The organism is Paenibacillus sp. MT86, from assembly GCF_058792535.1.
On the sequence record NZ_CM179499.1, the window covers coordinates 3,970,024 to 3,986,003 of the forward strand.

Sequence of the window (15,980 nt, forward strand, 5' to 3'; positions counted from 1 at the left end):
AGATGTAAAGAAGCGCATTTCTTCCTCCGTTATGATTCTGGTAAAGGGGTGTTTCTCGAAACCGTCTTGTTATGCGAAACGGGGGAACAACGATGCATTTGCTCTACATGGTTCCATAACCTTACATCTTTTGTACTATTAATAGATCGGCTATTCCATGTCGATTTTTAATACTTTAGTAATATCCGAGTGCAAATAAGTCCCGGTTTCCGACAATTATTCGAACTTTCATCCGAAGGGATCGCGTGGAGCAGCATCACAAAACAAACGCAAAAAAAGCGACATTCCGATAAGTCAAAAGACTTTGGAATATCGCCTAATGCATTCATTGCATGAAAAAGAGGCCTAGTTAACGAAATTCATGATTTGATTTAATTTTCGCTCTAACTCCCCGAACTGTACGAATCGATCTTCCCTCACAAGCTCTTTGCCCTCTACGAATAGGAGGAGCGCTGGTGCGGTGAATATCAAAAATCTCGAAGCGATTTCCCCTACCGCTTCGGCCTGAATACGGCCCAGCGAGATACGCGGGAACTGCGTTAACAGTTCTCTAAGTTTGGGTAATATCGCATGGCATACGCTGCAATCTTCCCGGGATACATATACAAAACTGAAGGTGTGATCTTCAATAAATCGTTCGATCGCCTCGATCGATGTCAGTTCTTCCAGATCTTTCATGATGAACACCTTGCTTTCCGTCGACATGCAGGCTGTTGTTCAGTCCAGAACGGCTGTGATGTGCTCGGTTGTTACCGCCCAATGGGAAGCCGTCCAGTACTTCGCTTGGTCCTTGACGTAGATGATTTGCGGCGATTCATGCTTCACGTTCAAATCCTCGGCGATTTTATTGGAAACCGGACGGGATTCGATGACTTTGACCAAGGTGTAATCCACATCGCCGTTTGGCGTCTTTTTCAAATAAGATTCAAACTCTGCCAAAGCGTTGGCGCTAACCGGGCATGTCGTGCTGTGCTTCAAAATGACTTGACCGCGTTCAGAGGATTTTTTCAGAATGTGGTCCCATTCTTCCAGTGTCGTGATTTCATTCCATAACATATGATTCTCTCCCTTGGATGTGATATATCGCATTGCATTCATTATACAACCAATAGCTATTATACACATAGATTCCGCTGTTTTTCATATGAAGGTTCCATTGAGCCTGAGTCTATGCTGGTATTACTCCTCATCCGACACCCGAATCGTGTTCCGACCGGAGCGTTTGGCTTCGTATAGCGCGCGATCCGCCTGCTTCAATACCTTCTTTAATTCGGTATCCCACCAAGCTTCTTCTGCTTCCGCATCGACTGTGCCGTTATGGGAGCTTGTCTTCACCGCGGCAACGCCGAAGCTGGCTGTAATCATCAGCGATCCTTGCGGCGTAGTCATCGGCTGCGCGAGCAGCTTGGCACGGATCCGCTCCGCAGCGGCAGTTGCCTCCGAAGTCGATTGACCGGGCATGGCAACGGCGAACTCTTCGCCGCCATAACGGGCGAACAGATCCTCAGCCCGCAGTGTCTTCCGCGTTAATTCGACGATGTGCTGCAGGGCTTGGTCGCCAATATCGTGGCCGTAAACATCGTTGATCCGTTTGAAATGGTCGATATCGAACAGCAGGAAAGCGAGCGGCTCACGATTCCGAACCGCCTGATTCAGAAGGGCGTAACTGAGTTTCATAAAGTGCGAGCGGTTATAGATTCGAGTCAAACCATCGTAGTAGGCCATCTGCCGCAGCTCTTCCTGAAGACGCGCCTTATCGGTTACGTCGATCAGGACGATTAATCGTCCGGCCTCTCGTCCTCTCTGGTTGCGAACGGTAGAAGACCTGATCTGATAATGAAGCGAATGGTTACCTAATTGCCAGCGAATCTCTTCAATGTCCGCTTCCCCCGTATCCGGACCTTCCCGTTCCCCCATACCGAAAATGGGCTCTGCGGTGTGAAGCTGCCACATCTCATGTAACGGTTCTCCAATGGCCGAAGGGCTCAGCTCCGGCATCATGGCTGCCGCAGCCGGATTGAAGTCAACCAAACGGTTGTCCAGATCCAATACGAGGACGCCCTCCCGCATGCTCGAAAAGAGATTATCCCTCGCAATCGGCGCCACATGAAACAAACCCTTGGATGTCAATGCCCAGAGATAAAGGACCGAGGTCAACGTCATGATGACGGGGATCGGGTCCATACCATCGGGCGTGAGTCCGCCAAGATAGAGAAAATCGCCGATAAGGGGCAGGACAAGACCAACCAGCATCGTGCCCAGCTGAAAGCGGTAGGATGGCATCTTGCGCCAGCTGCGAAGCAGCAGTACGACCCCGCCTATCAAGCAGGCGAAAGTGTAGGCGCCTTGAATGATATGCCAGGGTCCGGCTACGATATCCACTTTCAAAACGGAAACGTCCGGCCGTAATAGGATATCCCGATAATATAGATGATGTCGTTCGTTGGTCATAACAAGCAGCAGGGTTACGACCGGTATGACAAACATTGAAATCAGCAGTCCGGGTCTCAAATAACGTTCCATGCCCAAGTAAGTCAGAATGATCAATAAATTAAGGGGCGGCAAGAACGGCATCCCCAGATATTCAAACTTGATCCAGAACTGAATCTCTTGAAGCGAACGGCTGGACAATTCGAGTGCAGCACCGAATGTATAAATCGGGGCCAGCATGCTGAAGATGAAGAAGGTTTTTACCGTTGCAAGCTTCGAGCGTCCTGACAGCACGTAAAGACCCATGATAATGTTCAGTACGCCTGCCGTGACGATCAGCGTAATAACAGCGGAGTAAGGTGTTCCCATTATGTAGGCTCCAAATCTGCGTGTGGTGAATCGGCCATGATCACCGATCGAATCTTATTCCGATCGTACCATAGTACACCTATCGGAACAATGTTCCATCTGTTGGAAGCTTGATACCCTCTGTTGGAAACGATGCGCTCTCGTAAAAGGTACCGCTGACTTCGGTCTTCTTGCCCGACGCTCCTCCATGCGGGATGAATAGCAAAAAGGAACCGCAGGTTCGCGGTTCCTTTTGCTATTTTGATTTTCGGGCTTTCACGATCAAGAAATGAGGATTCGTCATTAATCGATCATACCATTTTGCCATCCAGGCCTCCGCCTCCGGCTTGTCTTTATGCTCTAAGCTCGGCTGCGGCTCGACAATCTCTTCGACGCTGAAACAGGAGGAAGTCACGTTGATGATTTCTTGCATTGGTCTTCTATAGAAAGCGACCTCGACGGGACCGGACTCGGGTTTGTTCCAAATCTCCGTCAGCAACTCTCGGGCAAAGTAGTCTTGCCGATCAAAATGTTTAAAATCCATAAAGGGATGATGCACGGAGAAAATCAAGCGGCCTCCGGATTTCAGCACCCGTTGAAATTCGCGAAAGGTTGGCTGCCACTCCTCAATGTAATGAAGCGTCAAGGAACTTACGATGTAATCAAAAGCTTCATCAGCAAATGGCAGGGCCTCGGTCAGATCGCATGCAGCGATGGTCGCTTCACTGCCCACTCGCCTTTTGCAGGCTTCAATCATCGACGGGCTCAGATCGATCGCCGTTACCCTAGCCCCCCGTTGAATCAATTGCTCCGTATACCACCCGGCGGCACATCCGGCATCCAATACGGACATCCGCTCCATGTTCTTCGGCAGCATCCGGAGCATGGCCGGCCTCTCGTAAAAGGCATTGTGCCCGCTCTGCGAATCCACATGCCGTTCGTAGTCCCCAGCCAGCTTGTCGTATGCCTTCAAAACCTTCTCCTTCATGGTTCCATAACCTCCATATGTACCTGCTGTATTCCTGCTCCTCTGCCATCGCTGCCTTAAAATATTGCTAACTCGCTTGATTGACGATCAGCTTGAGTACAGGGAACAATACGTGCGCTCGAAATGGTTGGCCAGCAGATCTTCTTTCCGAATGAAAAATTGCAGTTCTCCGGCATCCCACCAGCAAAAACCGACATCGTCGTCCGAATCGACAGCCAGCAGCAGCACCGTATCCTGAATTTCCTGCTGCGCGCGTTCCGCGCTGCCGCCGCAATGCTTGGTGATCTGCTGCATGGCCGCATCCATAGAGTAATTGTACTCCGAGCCGGTTAACAGCATGAGCGCAGCCTCAAACTCGCAGTCGCCGTGCTGGGTAGAAGGGTAGCCAAAGATGGTCCCGACGTCGCCGGAATCCAGGCCCGTCAATTGAAAGCACAGCTCCTCGTATGATTCATAATCATGCTCGTCATCCTCGATGAGCTCATCATCCACATAACCGTAATTAGGCGGTTCCAACGTGGCTCGGGCCTCCACACGGTAGCCGGTGAACACCTCGTCTAACGCGGTTTCCTCGGGAGCGCGTCGTCGAACCGCTCCCGAACTCTGACCCTCGGGAAGATAGAGCACTCGGTGCTCAATGTTATAGGCGGGTTCATCCACGCCAACGAAGAAATACAGCATTCCGCTTGTCGGCAGCGAGCTAGTGGCGTCCTGAGCTGCCACATCCTTCAACTGGAGCTGTGCCAGAAACGTCATTGGTTTTCCCTCCGAATTGAGGGGCCACTCCACCGCTTCGGGAAGATCCGGGTCACCGCCAAAGCGCGAGTTGTTTGACTCGGCATAGTCCTCCATCTTCTTTTTGGATAATCGTACGCCTTGCCGCGTATGCTCGATTAAATACTCTGCGGCATGTTCGAATTGATGCTCCTTGATGATATTCTGCATTTTGCTCAAATTTTGTTCGGTTAGCTTCATCGTCCGGTTCCTCATCTTTTCATAAAATTTAATCTGCCATGATTACGAAATAACCCTAATCCGAAGTCCCTCGTTATTCTTCCTTAAATAGATCTTGAATGATCGACTTATCATAGCCATTGGTGATCCTGTAGGTCCAGGAATATTTCTTATGTATGCCTCTATACGGAGAAATCCGGACGATATCCGGTTCCGTATAATGGATTAGATAGTGCTTGTATTCGACATCAATCCAGATCCAGTAATCCGTACCCCTTGGATCTTGGTCGATCCTTTGTAACTTCGCATCGGCGAAGCTATTCATGATCCGTTCAATGGTTGCCGGATCGGAAATGCTTATTCGCTCCTCATCGTAAGAACTGCCCCTTCTCTCAATGATAATTTTATCTATCTTCTGCGTGTCATGGATCTGATTGCCCATCAACTCCTTGTAGGTCGTTCTGGATTGAACTAATGAAAAGACCGCCCCCGACAATATGATCAACGCCACGATTGCAAAAAAAATACGCCATGACCTGTCACTCATCGCGATACCGCCTTGATTTCCTTTAGGTTACGGGCGATCTCATTCACTTTTTTCATATCCCCTCCACTTATGCACGTTAATGGCACGGCACTCTCATAATATAAACCCCGTCAGCCTAGGTTTAGTTGCCGGATAATTTAACATCTTTTGGTTCGATCTGTCAATCCTCTCTACAAAAGAATGCCGAATCTCTAAATGGACATGAATGTCTTCCGGAATCCATGAAAAAAGCGGCAGACCGAAAGCCTATCGTTCAATCTGCCGCATTGTGGAAAATCGCTATGGGTGGTCGAAGAACCCTCTGCCCTTTACTTGAACTCGATTATAAATGGCTGTTGATCCGTGGGTTCGATCGCAACCGGTCCCTTCTCTTTGGAATAATTTTTGCGGCCGTTCACGAGCAGCCGGCGATGGTCCGGACTCCAATACATCTTAGAAGGTATGACCCCATGATAGATGGGCTCTGCGCTCAGTACATTCTTCCCTTGAAGCTTACCTGCATAAATCGTATCCTCCCCGTTCTGGGAATAGGCGACATATTTGCGATCCTGCGAGAACTCAAAGCTATCCACCTTCTCCAGTAGAATGGACAGCTCGTGATTTCTGCGGTCATATACGTACAAGGTTCCCTCCGTTCCTAAAAACACGAATTGGTCGTCGTTCAACCATGCGGCTTGGTCTGCCCCGATTTCATGCTCATACTGAACATCAATCGTATTGCCGTTGACGGCTCCCATAGCAATTCGACGACCGTGACCGTATTCATCCAGAACGATGAGCGCCATCTTCCCGTCATCCGAGACAATCATGAAATCATAACCCCAGACTAAATCCAGCAGTTCCGAGCGGGTATAAATCTTCCCCCGGTGACCGTACATGGTCATGAGCAGGTCGAATTCCTTCGGCGTAAGATCAACCGGGCTTCCGTCTTTCCTGACCAGTCGCTCTTCCGTTACGATCTCGATGCCCTTAAAGCGGATCACGGCTTCCGGCGCCCCTTCCCTATCCCCCTGGTTCGCCTGATCCAGCCGCCGGAGGATCGTGCGAATTCGGGCGACCACCTCCCTCAGATCGAAGGGCTTCGTAATATAGTCATCGGCACCAAATTCAAGCCCGAGCACTTTATCCGTAATGTCGGATTTTGCCGTAATCATGAATATGGGGATGTTATAGTCCGTTGTTACTTTTTTGCATATATCGAGCCCGCTTTGGTCGGGCAGCATCCAATCCAGAAGCAGCAGATCGGGATGAAATGCCGCAAGCTCCCTAAAGCCTGCGGCACCGCTGGACGCGGTACGGGTTTCAAAACCCTCCATCGCGAGGCCATAAGCCAGCAGATCGGCGATCGGCTCCTCATCTTCGATAATGAGAATTTTTGTTTTTATCATGAAGTCTCCATTCTTTCCATTGACCTGGTTTAATGAATCGATTTTAGCATATACGGGCTGCTTATGATAAATCCATCTATAGTAACAAGTTCATTCAGGCTGAGATTCAGGCAAATGCAGCAGATCTGGTACGGTGACGAATGAATAGCCTTGGTCTTTCAAATCCGGTATGAACAACTCCAGGGCTTCAAGCGTGTTGGCAAGTTGATTCTCCCCGTTTGCGGTGTGCTGAAGAATGATGCCTCCGGGCTTCAACTGCGTGTCGATGATCCTCATGATCTCCTGCGCGGACACCCCTGACCAATCCATCGTATCCACGGACCAGTTCACGATCGCTAATTCCATATTCTGTATAGCCTTCTCCTTGTCCGCATCCAAAGCGCCGTAAGGAGGCCTGAACAAGGATGGCCGATAACCGATAATATGGTTCAGTTCTTCCTGCGTATCCGTTATCTGCTTCGTCGCTTCCTCCATCGTTAACTCCTTGAAGTTGGGATGCGACCAGGAATGGTTTCCTATCGCGTGCCCCTCCTCTGCAATTCGCCGCACGGTCTCGGGATGTCTCTCCGCCCGGTCTCCTAATATGAAAAAGGTAGCTTTAATATGATGCTCCTTTAGAATATCAAGGATTTGGGGCGTAACAACGGCATCCGGGCCATCATCGAACGTGAGGGCGACCTGTTTTCCGTCTTTTGCCGATCCGTTAAAGTGCACCTTCTTCTCCATGGATGGGTTCCCGGTCCCGTTTAAAGTGGGCCCGGGCGGTTTATCTAAATCCCCCTTTGCTTGCAGATCATACGAAAGTCGTTCCGAGCCCGTAAAGTAGTCTTTGAGCCCTTCCACGATGGCTTGTGCCGCAAGCTCTTGTCCTTCATCGCTCAGCAGCAAACGTTCATCCTCGGCATTGGTCAGATACCCCGCTTCGATCAGCACGGCTGGCATCGTCGGTGTAGACAGCACTTTTAGCTGCTCTTCCTTTACACCGCGATCACGCAGGTCGAGCGCCTTCACTACATGCTCCTGCAGGGTTTGGGCCAAAGGAATGCTGTCCTCATGCCGGTATAAGGTTTCGGTCCCCGACGTCATGGGGTCCGTATACGTGTTGCCATGGATGGAGATCATGGCGTCCGCATTCCAATCATTCGCGATCGCTGCCCGTTCTTCCAGCTCGATGAAACGGTCATCCGTGCGCGTCAAGAGAGGCTCAAACATAGGATCCTCCTCAAGGAGGGCTGCAATCCGTCCGGCAAGGGACAGGTTGAACGCCTTCTCATAAGCGCCGCTGACGCCAGTAGCTCCGGGATCTTTGCCTCCATGGCCCGGGTCGATGACGATCCGAAATGTCCCTTGATGATTGGGCATGGCAGGAAGTGTTTGGTAGGGCTCCGCGCGTTTGGCAGATGATGCCGGTACCATTTCCACCGTGGATGCACCTGTGTTGACTACCAATCTGAATCCGACAATAAACATGATGGCAATGAGCAGAACATAGAATAGGATGGGGAATTTTTTGCGTTTCTTGTGATCAATCATGGCTCCTCCTTCTGGGTGATCGTGCTAGATACGATTCCATAAGAAGAATATAAAGGCCGGATGTGACAACGATTTTGCCAAGATGTCAACAACTTGTGTCCGAAACAAAACTGTAAAAAATATTTTCATAGGTTTGGAGCTGATACATCCTACAGCACAAAAAAAGCCGCACAAGGTGCGGCTTTCCCGAAATTCATATCTTAATTATATCCATTAAGCCAGTGCGACCAGTAATCACCCGAAACGTCCAACGTGATATCGACCTCAATCGAACCGCCGAAGGTTTGAATCTGCGGCTGCTACACGTTCAGCGAGTAGGACGAACGGGCGATCTCCGTGGCTTGAACCATGTTACGAAGGGAGGCAACCGTTTCTTCCTTGCCGCGCGTCTTGAGGCCGCAGTCCGGATTGATCCAGAACAGCTTCGGATCCAATACGCGCAGTGCCCGTTCGATCATGCCGGTCATCTCTTCCACGCGAGGCACCCGCGGACTGTGGATATCGTATACCCCGAGCCCAATCCCCAGTTTATACGTATTCACCTCGAAACTATGGATCAGCTCGCCATGGCTGCGCGAGGTTTCGATCGAGATGACGTCGGCATCCATCGCCTCGATCGAATCGATCATGTCATGGAACTCGCAATAACACATATGCGTGTGAATTTGCGTGGTCGGCTGCACCGTGCAGGTCGTCATGCGGAAGGCTTTTACAGCCCATGCGAGATACTCGGCTTGATCTTCTTCCTTCAGCGGCAGCCCTTCGCGGACTGCGGGTTCGTCAACCTGAATCATCCCGATGCCGGCCTGCTCGAGCGCTTCGACTTCCTGTCTGAGGGCATAAGCCAATTGGTACGCAATCTGTTCCCTTGAGATGTCCTCGCGTACGAACGACCAGTTCATGATCGTGATCGGCCCGGTCAGCATTCCTTTCACGGGACGGCTCGTCTTCGACTGCGCATATTTCGTTTCTTCTACCGTCATCGGCTGCTCGAATGCCACGTCGCCGAAAATAACAGGAGGCTTCACGCAGCGGGAGCCGTAGGACTGCACCCATCCAAACTGGGTGAAGGCAAATCCTCCAAGCTTCTCTCCGAAAAACTCCACCATATCCGTTCTTTCAAACTCGCCGTGCACAAGCACATCCAGACCGATCTCTTCCTGAAGCTTGATCCAAATATCGATCTGCTCGTGAATGAATTGCTCGTACTGCTCGTCATTCCAGTCCCCCTTGCGCCACGCCTGGCGAGCCTTGCGCACCTCGGCTGACTGCGGGAAGCTGCCGATGGTCGTCGTCGGGAATATAGGCAGCTTCCACTTGTTCTGTTGGGCGACATGACGCTCCTCGAATGGAAGACTGCGAGCCGGATTCTGAGCGCTAACCTCGGCTACAGCTCGCTGAACGTCGAGCCGATTACGCTCTTCCGACTGCTTAAGCGCCTGAAGCGCAAGGTCGTTATGTTCCAGTTCATTCGCGATCCGGGCAGCTCCCGTGGAGATGGCTTTCGTCAGCAGATCCAATTCAATCAGCTTCTCGTCTGCAAAAGCGAGAGCGTCCTTTAGTTCAGGCTGCAATTTCGTTTCCTTGCTTACCGTCACCGGTACATGAAGCAAGCTGCACGAAGACTGCACGATCAAGCGCTCGGCGGCCACATATTTCGTCAGCTCCTCCAATTGCGACAGCTTCTCGCGAAGCGAGGCCTTCCAGATTCCGCGTCCGTCAATGATCCCCGCACCCAAAACTTTGTTCGCCGGAAATCCGGATTGTTGGATGGCTTGCAGATTGCCTTTGTATCCGTGCACCAGGTCAAGGCCGATGCCGCTAACCGGCAGCTGGATGATGTCCTGGTAATTTTCCACCGATTCGAAGTAGGTTTGCAGCATGATGTTTAGGCCGGGTGCCGAAGCCGCAAACGTTTCATAGATGGTGTTTAATCGCTCCAGATCGGCTTCGCTTAATTTCGTAACCAGGATCGGCTCGTCGATCTGTACCCATTGAACGCCTTCGTGTGCGAGCTCCCGAAGGATCTGAACGTACAGAGGCAGCAATTTATCAAGCCAGGCATTCGTTTCCGAGGCTTGGTAGCCTTTGGACAATTTCAAGAAGGTGAGCGGACCGACAATGACCGGCTTGCCTTCAATGCCGAGCTTCTCTTTGGCCTCCCGATAGGCTGCAAGCGGCCTATTCTCGGTAAGAACCGGAACAGCTCCGTCCAATTCCGGCACGATGTAGTGATAATTGGTGTTAAACCACTTGGTCATTTCACTTGCTGTAGCATCCTTCGTGCCGCGTGCAATCCCATAGTATACAGACAATGGAACAATGCCGCCCTCATATGGGAACCGCTTGGGTACGATGCCGAACATGGTGGCCGTGTCCAGGATATGATCGTAATAACTAAAATCATTGACGGCGATCAGATCAACTCCGCTCTCTTGCTGCTTGCGCAAATGATTCAACCGAATCTCCCGCAGCTGCTTGTGAAACTCCGATTCTTCGAGCTTGCCCGCCCAGAACGCTTCTAAAGCTGTCTTCCATTCCCGATCAGCGCCTATACGCGGATATCCCAGTACACTGCTTTTTGCCATCTATGTAACACTCCTATACAAATTGTTACAAGAAAGATATCACGTATTGCCCGATATAGTGTAACTCAAATAAGCTATATCTAGTTATAGCCTGCGGCTATAGCGAGAGAGCTGAGATGATGAATGAAGGCTCTCCTTCCTTCTTGCCGATCATGCCTTGTCATATGAATGATCTGAAAAGAACCAACACAAAAAACCGCGTTACTACGCGGTTTCTCATGACGGTCTTCCATGCGATTCTATTATTTGAAATAAGATGACTGTGATATCTATGCCGAATCTCGGATCCAAGCATCCAGCAAACGGAACGTTTCCTTCGCCGAATCGATGATTTCATCGGAATCCTTCAAGCCGCTCGACAGCAGCGCTTCCCGGAATTCGGTCCATCTTGGCTTGGTCTCTTGACCGTATGCGTGGAAATAGCGAATGCCCGACTCTGGACTCACGGGCAAGAACTTCATCAGTTGTTTCGTGATGATTTGGCCACCGAGCGTGGACCCCTCCATCACATAGAGATACCCCCATATTTGCGCAGGCGTGCCCAGCTCGGGCAGCCGGCTGCACAGCGGAAGCTGATTTATTTCATCCTGAGTCATATCCAGATGCATCAAATCTTCTTCCAAATGTTTCGACTTCATCCGAATCGACATATCCAATCCCATATCGTTCACGGCATCCTCTGCCATAAACTTCGTTTCAGCCGGTTTAATGAATCCGTAAAACTTCGCTAAATACGATCGATATTGATCAATCGTCAGGGTCTGGTCGAATGCAGCTTTCGCGTATGGATTCTGTTCGATTTGTTCATGCTGCGCTGCCGTCTCTTCTCTTAACCGTTCTAAAATCCGTGTGCTCAATGGATAACCCCCTATCATGTTTGGAGCTGTGTTGCTGGATCAAAGCACATCTTCAGCAAACCTTATACCGAGGTGTCTGACGGTCGATGAACCCTGCGATAAATATATCATAACGAGATTCATATGAATACATGGCAGGCTCCTCGGTTTCGGAAGCCGGGAACGAAAAAAACGAGAGGCGATCATTATAGGTTGTCTATGCTGTTCAGCACCAAAATCAGTCCCGCAATGCACAAAACCCACGAAAGCACCGATCCGGAGTTCTGGGCGATTTTCAGCCGCAGCTTCTCCAGCGGACGCTGCATCATGCGGCCAAATGCAAGGTTTGCACCGAGCAATAGGAGCGGAGGAAGCACCATGATCACATTATACGCAGCCAGGAGGGGTACCCATTGAACCGGCGTTAGTTGGGCCGATGTCATGAGACCGATCGCCGCAAAATAGGGCAGTGCCGTTGCCACCTCCAGCAGGGACGTGGTGAAGCCCAGCCCGATCATCGCCCCGAGGCTTTTGGATCTTGGACGTCGCGGTTCCGTCGTCCTTTTCGTTGGGACAAAAAAACTGGCTGCAAACAAAACGCCGCCGGTAACAGCCATAACCCAGCTTACCGTTCGATTCTGAAAGATGCCTGTTACGCTCTGAAGAACAGCATCCAAACCGAGCATCAGTGCGGCACCAACCAGGAAATAAAAGCCTGCCACCGTAAACAAATAGACCCATAATCGGGTGATCAACCGATCTCGCTCCGTCAACAGCAAATAGACCGTTACGCCGAGCGTGGCAGGGCTCAAGGTATCCAAGAGCGACAACGCACCTACGGAGAGCAGCAGTTCCGTTGTCATGATGTCTCCCCCTCTTCGTCTAGTGTTTCTTCCAGTCCTGCAGCATAGATGTTAAATGCCAGCTCCATAAACTGAAGAAGCTCTTCCTCAATGGGATACAAGCCCATCTGCTCGGACTGCGCAGGAGATTTGCGGATCTCCCACAATTTATCCACGAAGGGGTCTTCGCCTTCAAAACGCTCCCTGCGTTTTTCGTCCATGCGTCTGATGATCCTCTGTACTTCAGGAGAACCGGGTCCGTTCTCCATGCGCTTTTTAAGCTGTCCCAGCAGAGCGATCCATTCAAGCGAATCCGGATCTGTGCTGTTCATATTCGGGAGAAGGTCCAGCAGCTCTTCTTCGCGCCTCTCAAACATTTGTTGTCGGAACGCATGCTTTAATGAGGGGTCTCTTCCTGAGAGATGGATCAGCTTCTGAATCACATCCCAGCTTGTCTCCCCTTCCACGGCGATGCTATGCAGGACGGCGCGGAGCGCGGATTCCATTTGGTTCAGCTTGTTTTGTTCATTCTTCACGAAGTCCAACTGATTCATCAAACTGGATGACCAGTTCCATTCCGGGTTCGAAATCATATCCGAAATTTCCTGCAAGCTGAAGCCCAGCTTTTTCAGAAACTGAATTTGCTGCAGCTTCTTTAGCTCCTCCTCGCTGTATATCCGGTGTTTACCCGGAGTCTTGGCTGCCGGAATCAGCAGGCCGATCTGATCATAATAGCGTAGCGTTCTTACCGTAATGCCCGTCTGTTTGGACAATTCTTGAATGGGAATCGATTTCATCACCTGCTTTCTTGAGTTCTCCGGTAACTCCACTATACAAGATGACGCAACGTCACTTTCAAGTCATTTTCAAAAAAAATCAAGTCCATGCAGATAAAAAACAAAAAAAGCCCCGGCTTTCGGGCTTTTTCCATACCATGCTGGTTTCATTTCAAGCTGAGGATTTTCGTTCGCGTTATCCCGACCAGATAGAGGACGATGGGAATCACGATCAAGTGGAGGAGCGCATAGCTTGACCATACGTTCTGAATGATATCGGCGACATAAACGGTGTTGATGTATGTATTCCAGGCCACGATGACAAACAGCACGGACAACGGATAGATTAACGAATTCTGGTCCTTCAGACCGAACACGGTTTTCATGCCTTGAAGAATCGAAAGATACAGGAGAGAAATCTTGATAAAAAAAGTCAGGATCCACAGCGTAATCAATATGCCTTCGACACGTTGAAAGAAGTTTCCTAAATTAATCGTCTTCGCAAGAGCATATGCCGGAAACGTGCTGTTCTCCGTCTGTTCAATCCCCAAAATTAGCACGCTGAGCAGGACGGTAATGCTAAGGACGAGCCCGCCTGAAGCGGCTCCCCGCATCAATGCCCTCTCCCCTTCCTTCTCTCCTTTGACCAAGGGCAGGAATACCATTAACACAATCAGCTCCTGGAACATGGAAGAATGGAAACCGGCCTTAGCCACGGGCATCCAGCCTTCCTCCAGCATCGGCTTGATATGGTTCCAATCGATCTGGGGCATAAGCGAGAGGACAAGAACCATAAACAGAAATACGATCCATGGAAACATCAATTCACCGACGCGGGCCAACAGAATGATGCCCATTCTGGCGCACATGACGGCCGCTATTAAGAACAAGATTTGAATGGCCTCGATCGGGGTCTCCGGCATCATTTCACTGCTCAGAAAAAAGCCCAGGTTGCCAAGCAAAGTACCTGTTAGAATCAAAAAATAAAACAAATAGATCAGCGAGAAGAGTTTGCCCAGCAGCTTCCCCAGCACCTTTTCGTGGATCTCGAAGATCGATTGGCCGGGATAGAGGCGCGCAATGGCTATATACAGCACGACCATGAGGAGGTTAATGAACAAACTGAAGAGAGAGGCCATCCACGCATCTTCCCGGGCGGTATGCGCAAATCCGGAAGGCGTAACCAGGATCGAGGTACCGATGGTCAAACCGAATGCCAGTATATAAAATTGCCGCGGTGCGATATCCTTGTATTTGATCACGTATTACCAAACCCTTCCTCATTATGAGATCAATCCGCTCAGGGGCTGCACCAAGGCGCCGATCCAGTCCAGCGGCCTTAAATAAGGCACCTCCATCATATCTCCGATCAAAGCCAGCAAGGTTACTCCCCATACCGCATAGAATACGATGATGTCCCGGATGGAGCGCAGCTTCAGAAGATGACGGGTTTCCGTAACGAAGACGACGGCTAGAAAGAATATGAATAACCAATGCCAATTCACGGCTCATCCACCTTTTGGTTTAAGGGTTGTATGATGGATCCGACCCGGCGGATCGCTACATCGGTGTCCACCCGGATACTCATCGTTTTAAAGCTTTCGCCCCAATGATCCCGGTATTTTTTCCAAACGTCCGGATATTTTCGGTGCAGAACCTCGCCGAATCCAAAAACGTCGGCTCCATAACGCTGCTGGACCAGCCCGATGTGCTTCCGAATATTAGCATTATATTTATCCTCGATGTCCTTCTCCAATTCGTCGATGACGGCAGGTTGACTGATATCAATCGCGCATTGAACGGCATTCACGTCGGCCTCGATCTCCAATTCGGCGGAAAAAGCGGGGGTACCATCCGCATTGAGCTTAACGTCCAGCGTTGTGTCCGCCCGGTTCACGGCGAATCCGACAATACCATCGTCCGGACATGCAATGAATCCCGTCGTGGTGTCGACTCTATTCAGGACATAATTGACGGCCTTGCTGGGAGGTTCCCCCAGCCATCCGACCAACCGGTCCCCCTTGAACACGCCGAGCCCCGTGTGCTGAAGAAGCGTGGAAGGATTGATTTGCTTCACGTTCTCCATGGACTGGCCTTCAGCTAAACTGCCGCTTAATTGGACTCCGGATAATACCGGGTCTGACCCGCTGCGCTTTAGCTCCGTCACGAACTGCTGCAAAGTGACTTTCCCCGTCGCCGCCCATTTTTTTTCCGAGATCAGAATGGAGGAATAGAGCGAATTCGCCGGAACATATTCGAATGGCGTAACGACCTCCAGAATCTCCGCAGCTTTTCCATTCTTGGCGACGAGCATAAAGAAGTCCGTTCGAAGCTGATGATTCCGGGAGATATAATCGAGGACATCGCTGACCCCTGACCTGGCCAGATCTTCACCGAATACCAACACGCGAACGTGGGACAGATACGGCATCCGGGGGGCCATGCTCAACATGCGCTGCAGGGCGTCGGGTATGGTTTTGCCGACGGACTTATAGGTCACGGCCGGAAGACTGCCCATCGATCCGCCTTTTTTGGAGCCGGCCTCGGCGGAGTTAAGCACCTGAGCAGAAATGGCATACCCATCCTCATGGGTGTCGATGCCAAGCGCCATGACGACGGCCAGCTCATTCAGTTCTTTTCTGCTCCAGCATCCAGGGGTGAAGGTCAAGCATAATACGAGCAGGACTGAAAGTATTTTTCTTTCCAACACGATAACCAGCCCCCTCTGTATGAAATAGAGACTTAGAAAG

14 protein-coding genes and 1 pseudogene are annotated in these 15,980 nt (G+C 50.6%); all 15 read right to left on the reverse strand.

The features are described from left to right. Window positions 1-345 precede the first annotated feature (345 nt). On the reverse strand, window positions 346-678 hold the full coding sequence (locus AC3RCL_RS17475; protein WP_036663416.1) for a thioredoxin family protein: 333 nt from the start codon (window positions 676-678) through the stop codon (window positions 346-348). 39 nt (window positions 679-717) lie between these two features. Next, window positions 718-1,056 carry a bacillithiol system redox-active protein YtxJ gene (ytxJ, locus tag AC3RCL_RS17480; RefSeq protein WP_009591778.1) on the reverse strand — a complete coding sequence of 113 codons (339 nt, stop codon included), beginning with the start codon at window positions 1,054-1,056 and terminating at the stop codon, window positions 718-720. A 123-nt stretch (window positions 1,057-1,179) separates the two neighbouring features. Continuing rightward, window positions 1,180-2,799, reverse strand: coding sequence for a histidine kinase N-terminal 7TM domain-containing diguanylate cyclase (locus AC3RCL_RS17485; protein WP_492531003.1), 1,620 nt, complete (start codon window positions 2,797-2,799; stop codon window positions 1,180-1,182). Window positions 2,800-3,034: 235 nt separating this feature from the next. Beyond that, on the reverse strand, window positions 3,035-3,766 hold the full coding sequence (locus tag AC3RCL_RS17490; RefSeq protein WP_492531005.1) for a class I SAM-dependent methyltransferase: 732 nt from the start codon (window positions 3,764-3,766) through the stop codon (window positions 3,035-3,037). Between the two features lie 87 nt (window positions 3,767-3,853). Next, window positions 3,854-4,741, reverse strand: coding sequence for a YwqG family protein (locus AC3RCL_RS17495; RefSeq protein ID WP_492531007.1), 888 nt, complete (start codon window positions 4,739-4,741; stop codon window positions 3,854-3,856). Window positions 4,742-4,814: 73 nt separating this feature from the next. Next, window positions 4,815-5,267, reverse strand: coding sequence for a hypothetical protein (locus tag AC3RCL_RS17500; protein ID WP_492531009.1), 453 nt, complete (start codon window positions 5,265-5,267; stop codon window positions 4,815-4,817). An 809-nt stretch (window positions 5,268-6,076) separates the two neighbouring features. Continuing rightward, window positions 6,077-6,655 (reverse strand): annotated as a pseudogene (locus AC3RCL_RS17505) (response regulator transcription factor); the annotation flags it as partial. Between the two features lie 90 nt (window positions 6,656-6,745). After that, window positions 6,746-8,188, reverse strand: coding sequence for an N-acetylmuramoyl-L-alanine amidase (locus AC3RCL_RS17510; RefSeq protein ID WP_492531011.1), 1,443 nt, complete (start codon window positions 8,186-8,188; stop codon window positions 6,746-6,748). Between the two features lie 299 nt (window positions 8,189-8,487). Continuing rightward, complete coding sequence (gene metE, locus AC3RCL_RS17515; RefSeq protein ID WP_492531013.1) at window positions 8,488-10,776, reverse strand: 5-methyltetrahydropteroyltriglutamate--homocysteine S-methyltransferase; 2,289 nt, start codon at window positions 10,774-10,776, stop codon at window positions 8,488-8,490. A 269-nt stretch (window positions 10,777-11,045) separates the two neighbouring features. After that, on the reverse strand, window positions 11,046-11,633 hold the full coding sequence (locus tag AC3RCL_RS17520) for a biliverdin-producing heme oxygenase (protein ID WP_096775530.1): 588 nt from the start codon (window positions 11,631-11,633) through the stop codon (window positions 11,046-11,048). Window positions 11,634-11,818: 185 nt separating this feature from the next. Then, window positions 11,819-12,475, reverse strand: coding sequence for a GAP family protein (locus AC3RCL_RS17525; RefSeq protein WP_492531016.1), 657 nt, complete (start codon window positions 12,473-12,475; stop codon window positions 11,819-11,821). Further along, window positions 12,472-13,251, reverse strand: a complete 780-nt coding sequence (locus AC3RCL_RS17530; protein ID WP_492531018.1) for a MerR family transcriptional regulator — start codon at window positions 13,249-13,251, stop codon at window positions 12,472-12,474. The genes AC3RCL_RS17525 and AC3RCL_RS17530 overlap by 4 nt, the downstream gene beginning before the upstream one ends. Window positions 13,252-13,397: 146 nt before the next feature. Then, window positions 13,398-14,492: a GerAB/ArcD/ProY family transporter gene (locus tag AC3RCL_RS17535; RefSeq protein WP_492531020.1), complete on the reverse strand. Its 1,095-nt coding sequence runs from the start codon at window positions 14,490-14,492 to the stop codon at window positions 13,398-13,400. A gap of 21 nt (window positions 14,493-14,513) precedes the next feature. Next, complete coding sequence (locus AC3RCL_RS17540) at window positions 14,514-14,735, reverse strand: hypothetical protein (protein WP_192572182.1); 222 nt, start codon at window positions 14,733-14,735, stop codon at window positions 14,514-14,516. Beyond that, the gene (locus tag AC3RCL_RS17545) at window positions 14,732-15,940 is read right to left on the reverse strand and encodes a Ger(x)C family spore germination protein (RefSeq protein WP_452519166.1); all 1,209 of its coding nucleotides are present in this window, start codon (window positions 15,938-15,940) and stop codon (window positions 14,732-14,734) included. The genes AC3RCL_RS17540 and AC3RCL_RS17545 overlap by 4 nt, the downstream gene beginning before the upstream one ends. Window positions 15,941-15,980: the final 40 nt, after the last annotated feature.

What these genes read in the sequence shown, in the direction of transcription:
- AC3RCL_RS17475 (WP_036663416.1), bottom strand. Translation starts at nt 678, where the DNA reads ATGAAAGATCTGGAAGAACTGACATCGATCGAGGCGATCGAACGATTT.
- ytxJ (WP_009591778.1), bottom strand. Translation starts at nt 1,056, where the DNA reads ATGTTATGGAATGAAATCACGACACTGGAAGAATGGGACCACATTCTG.
- AC3RCL_RS17485 (WP_492531003.1), bottom strand. Translation starts at nt 2,799, where the DNA reads ATGGGAACACCTTACTCCGCTGTTATTACGCTGATCGTCACGGCAGGC.
- AC3RCL_RS17490 (WP_492531005.1), bottom strand. Translation starts at nt 3,766, where the DNA reads ATGAAGGAGAAGGTTTTGAAGGCATACGACAAGCTGGCTGGGGACTAC.
- AC3RCL_RS17495 (WP_492531007.1), bottom strand. Translation starts at nt 4,741, where the DNA reads ATGAAGCTAACCGAACAAAATTTGAGCAAAATGCAGAATATCATCAAG.
- AC3RCL_RS17500 (WP_492531009.1), bottom strand. Translation starts at nt 5,267, where the DNA reads ATGAGTGACAGGTCATGGCGTATTTTTTTTGCAATCGTGGCGTTGATC.
- AC3RCL_RS17510 (WP_492531011.1), bottom strand. Translation starts at nt 8,188, where the DNA reads ATGATTGATCACAAGAAACGCAAAAAATTCCCCATCCTATTCTATGTT.
- metE (WP_492531013.1), bottom strand. Translation starts at nt 10,776, where the DNA reads ATGGCAAAAAGCAGTGTACTGGGATATCCGCGTATAGGCGCTGATCGG.
- AC3RCL_RS17525 (WP_492531016.1), bottom strand. Translation starts at nt 12,475, where the DNA reads ATGACAACGGAACTGCTGCTCTCCGTAGGTGCGTTGTCGCTCTTGGAT.
- AC3RCL_RS17530 (WP_492531018.1), bottom strand. Translation starts at nt 13,251, where the DNA reads ATGAAATCGATTCCCATTCAAGAATTGTCCAAACAGACGGGCATTACG.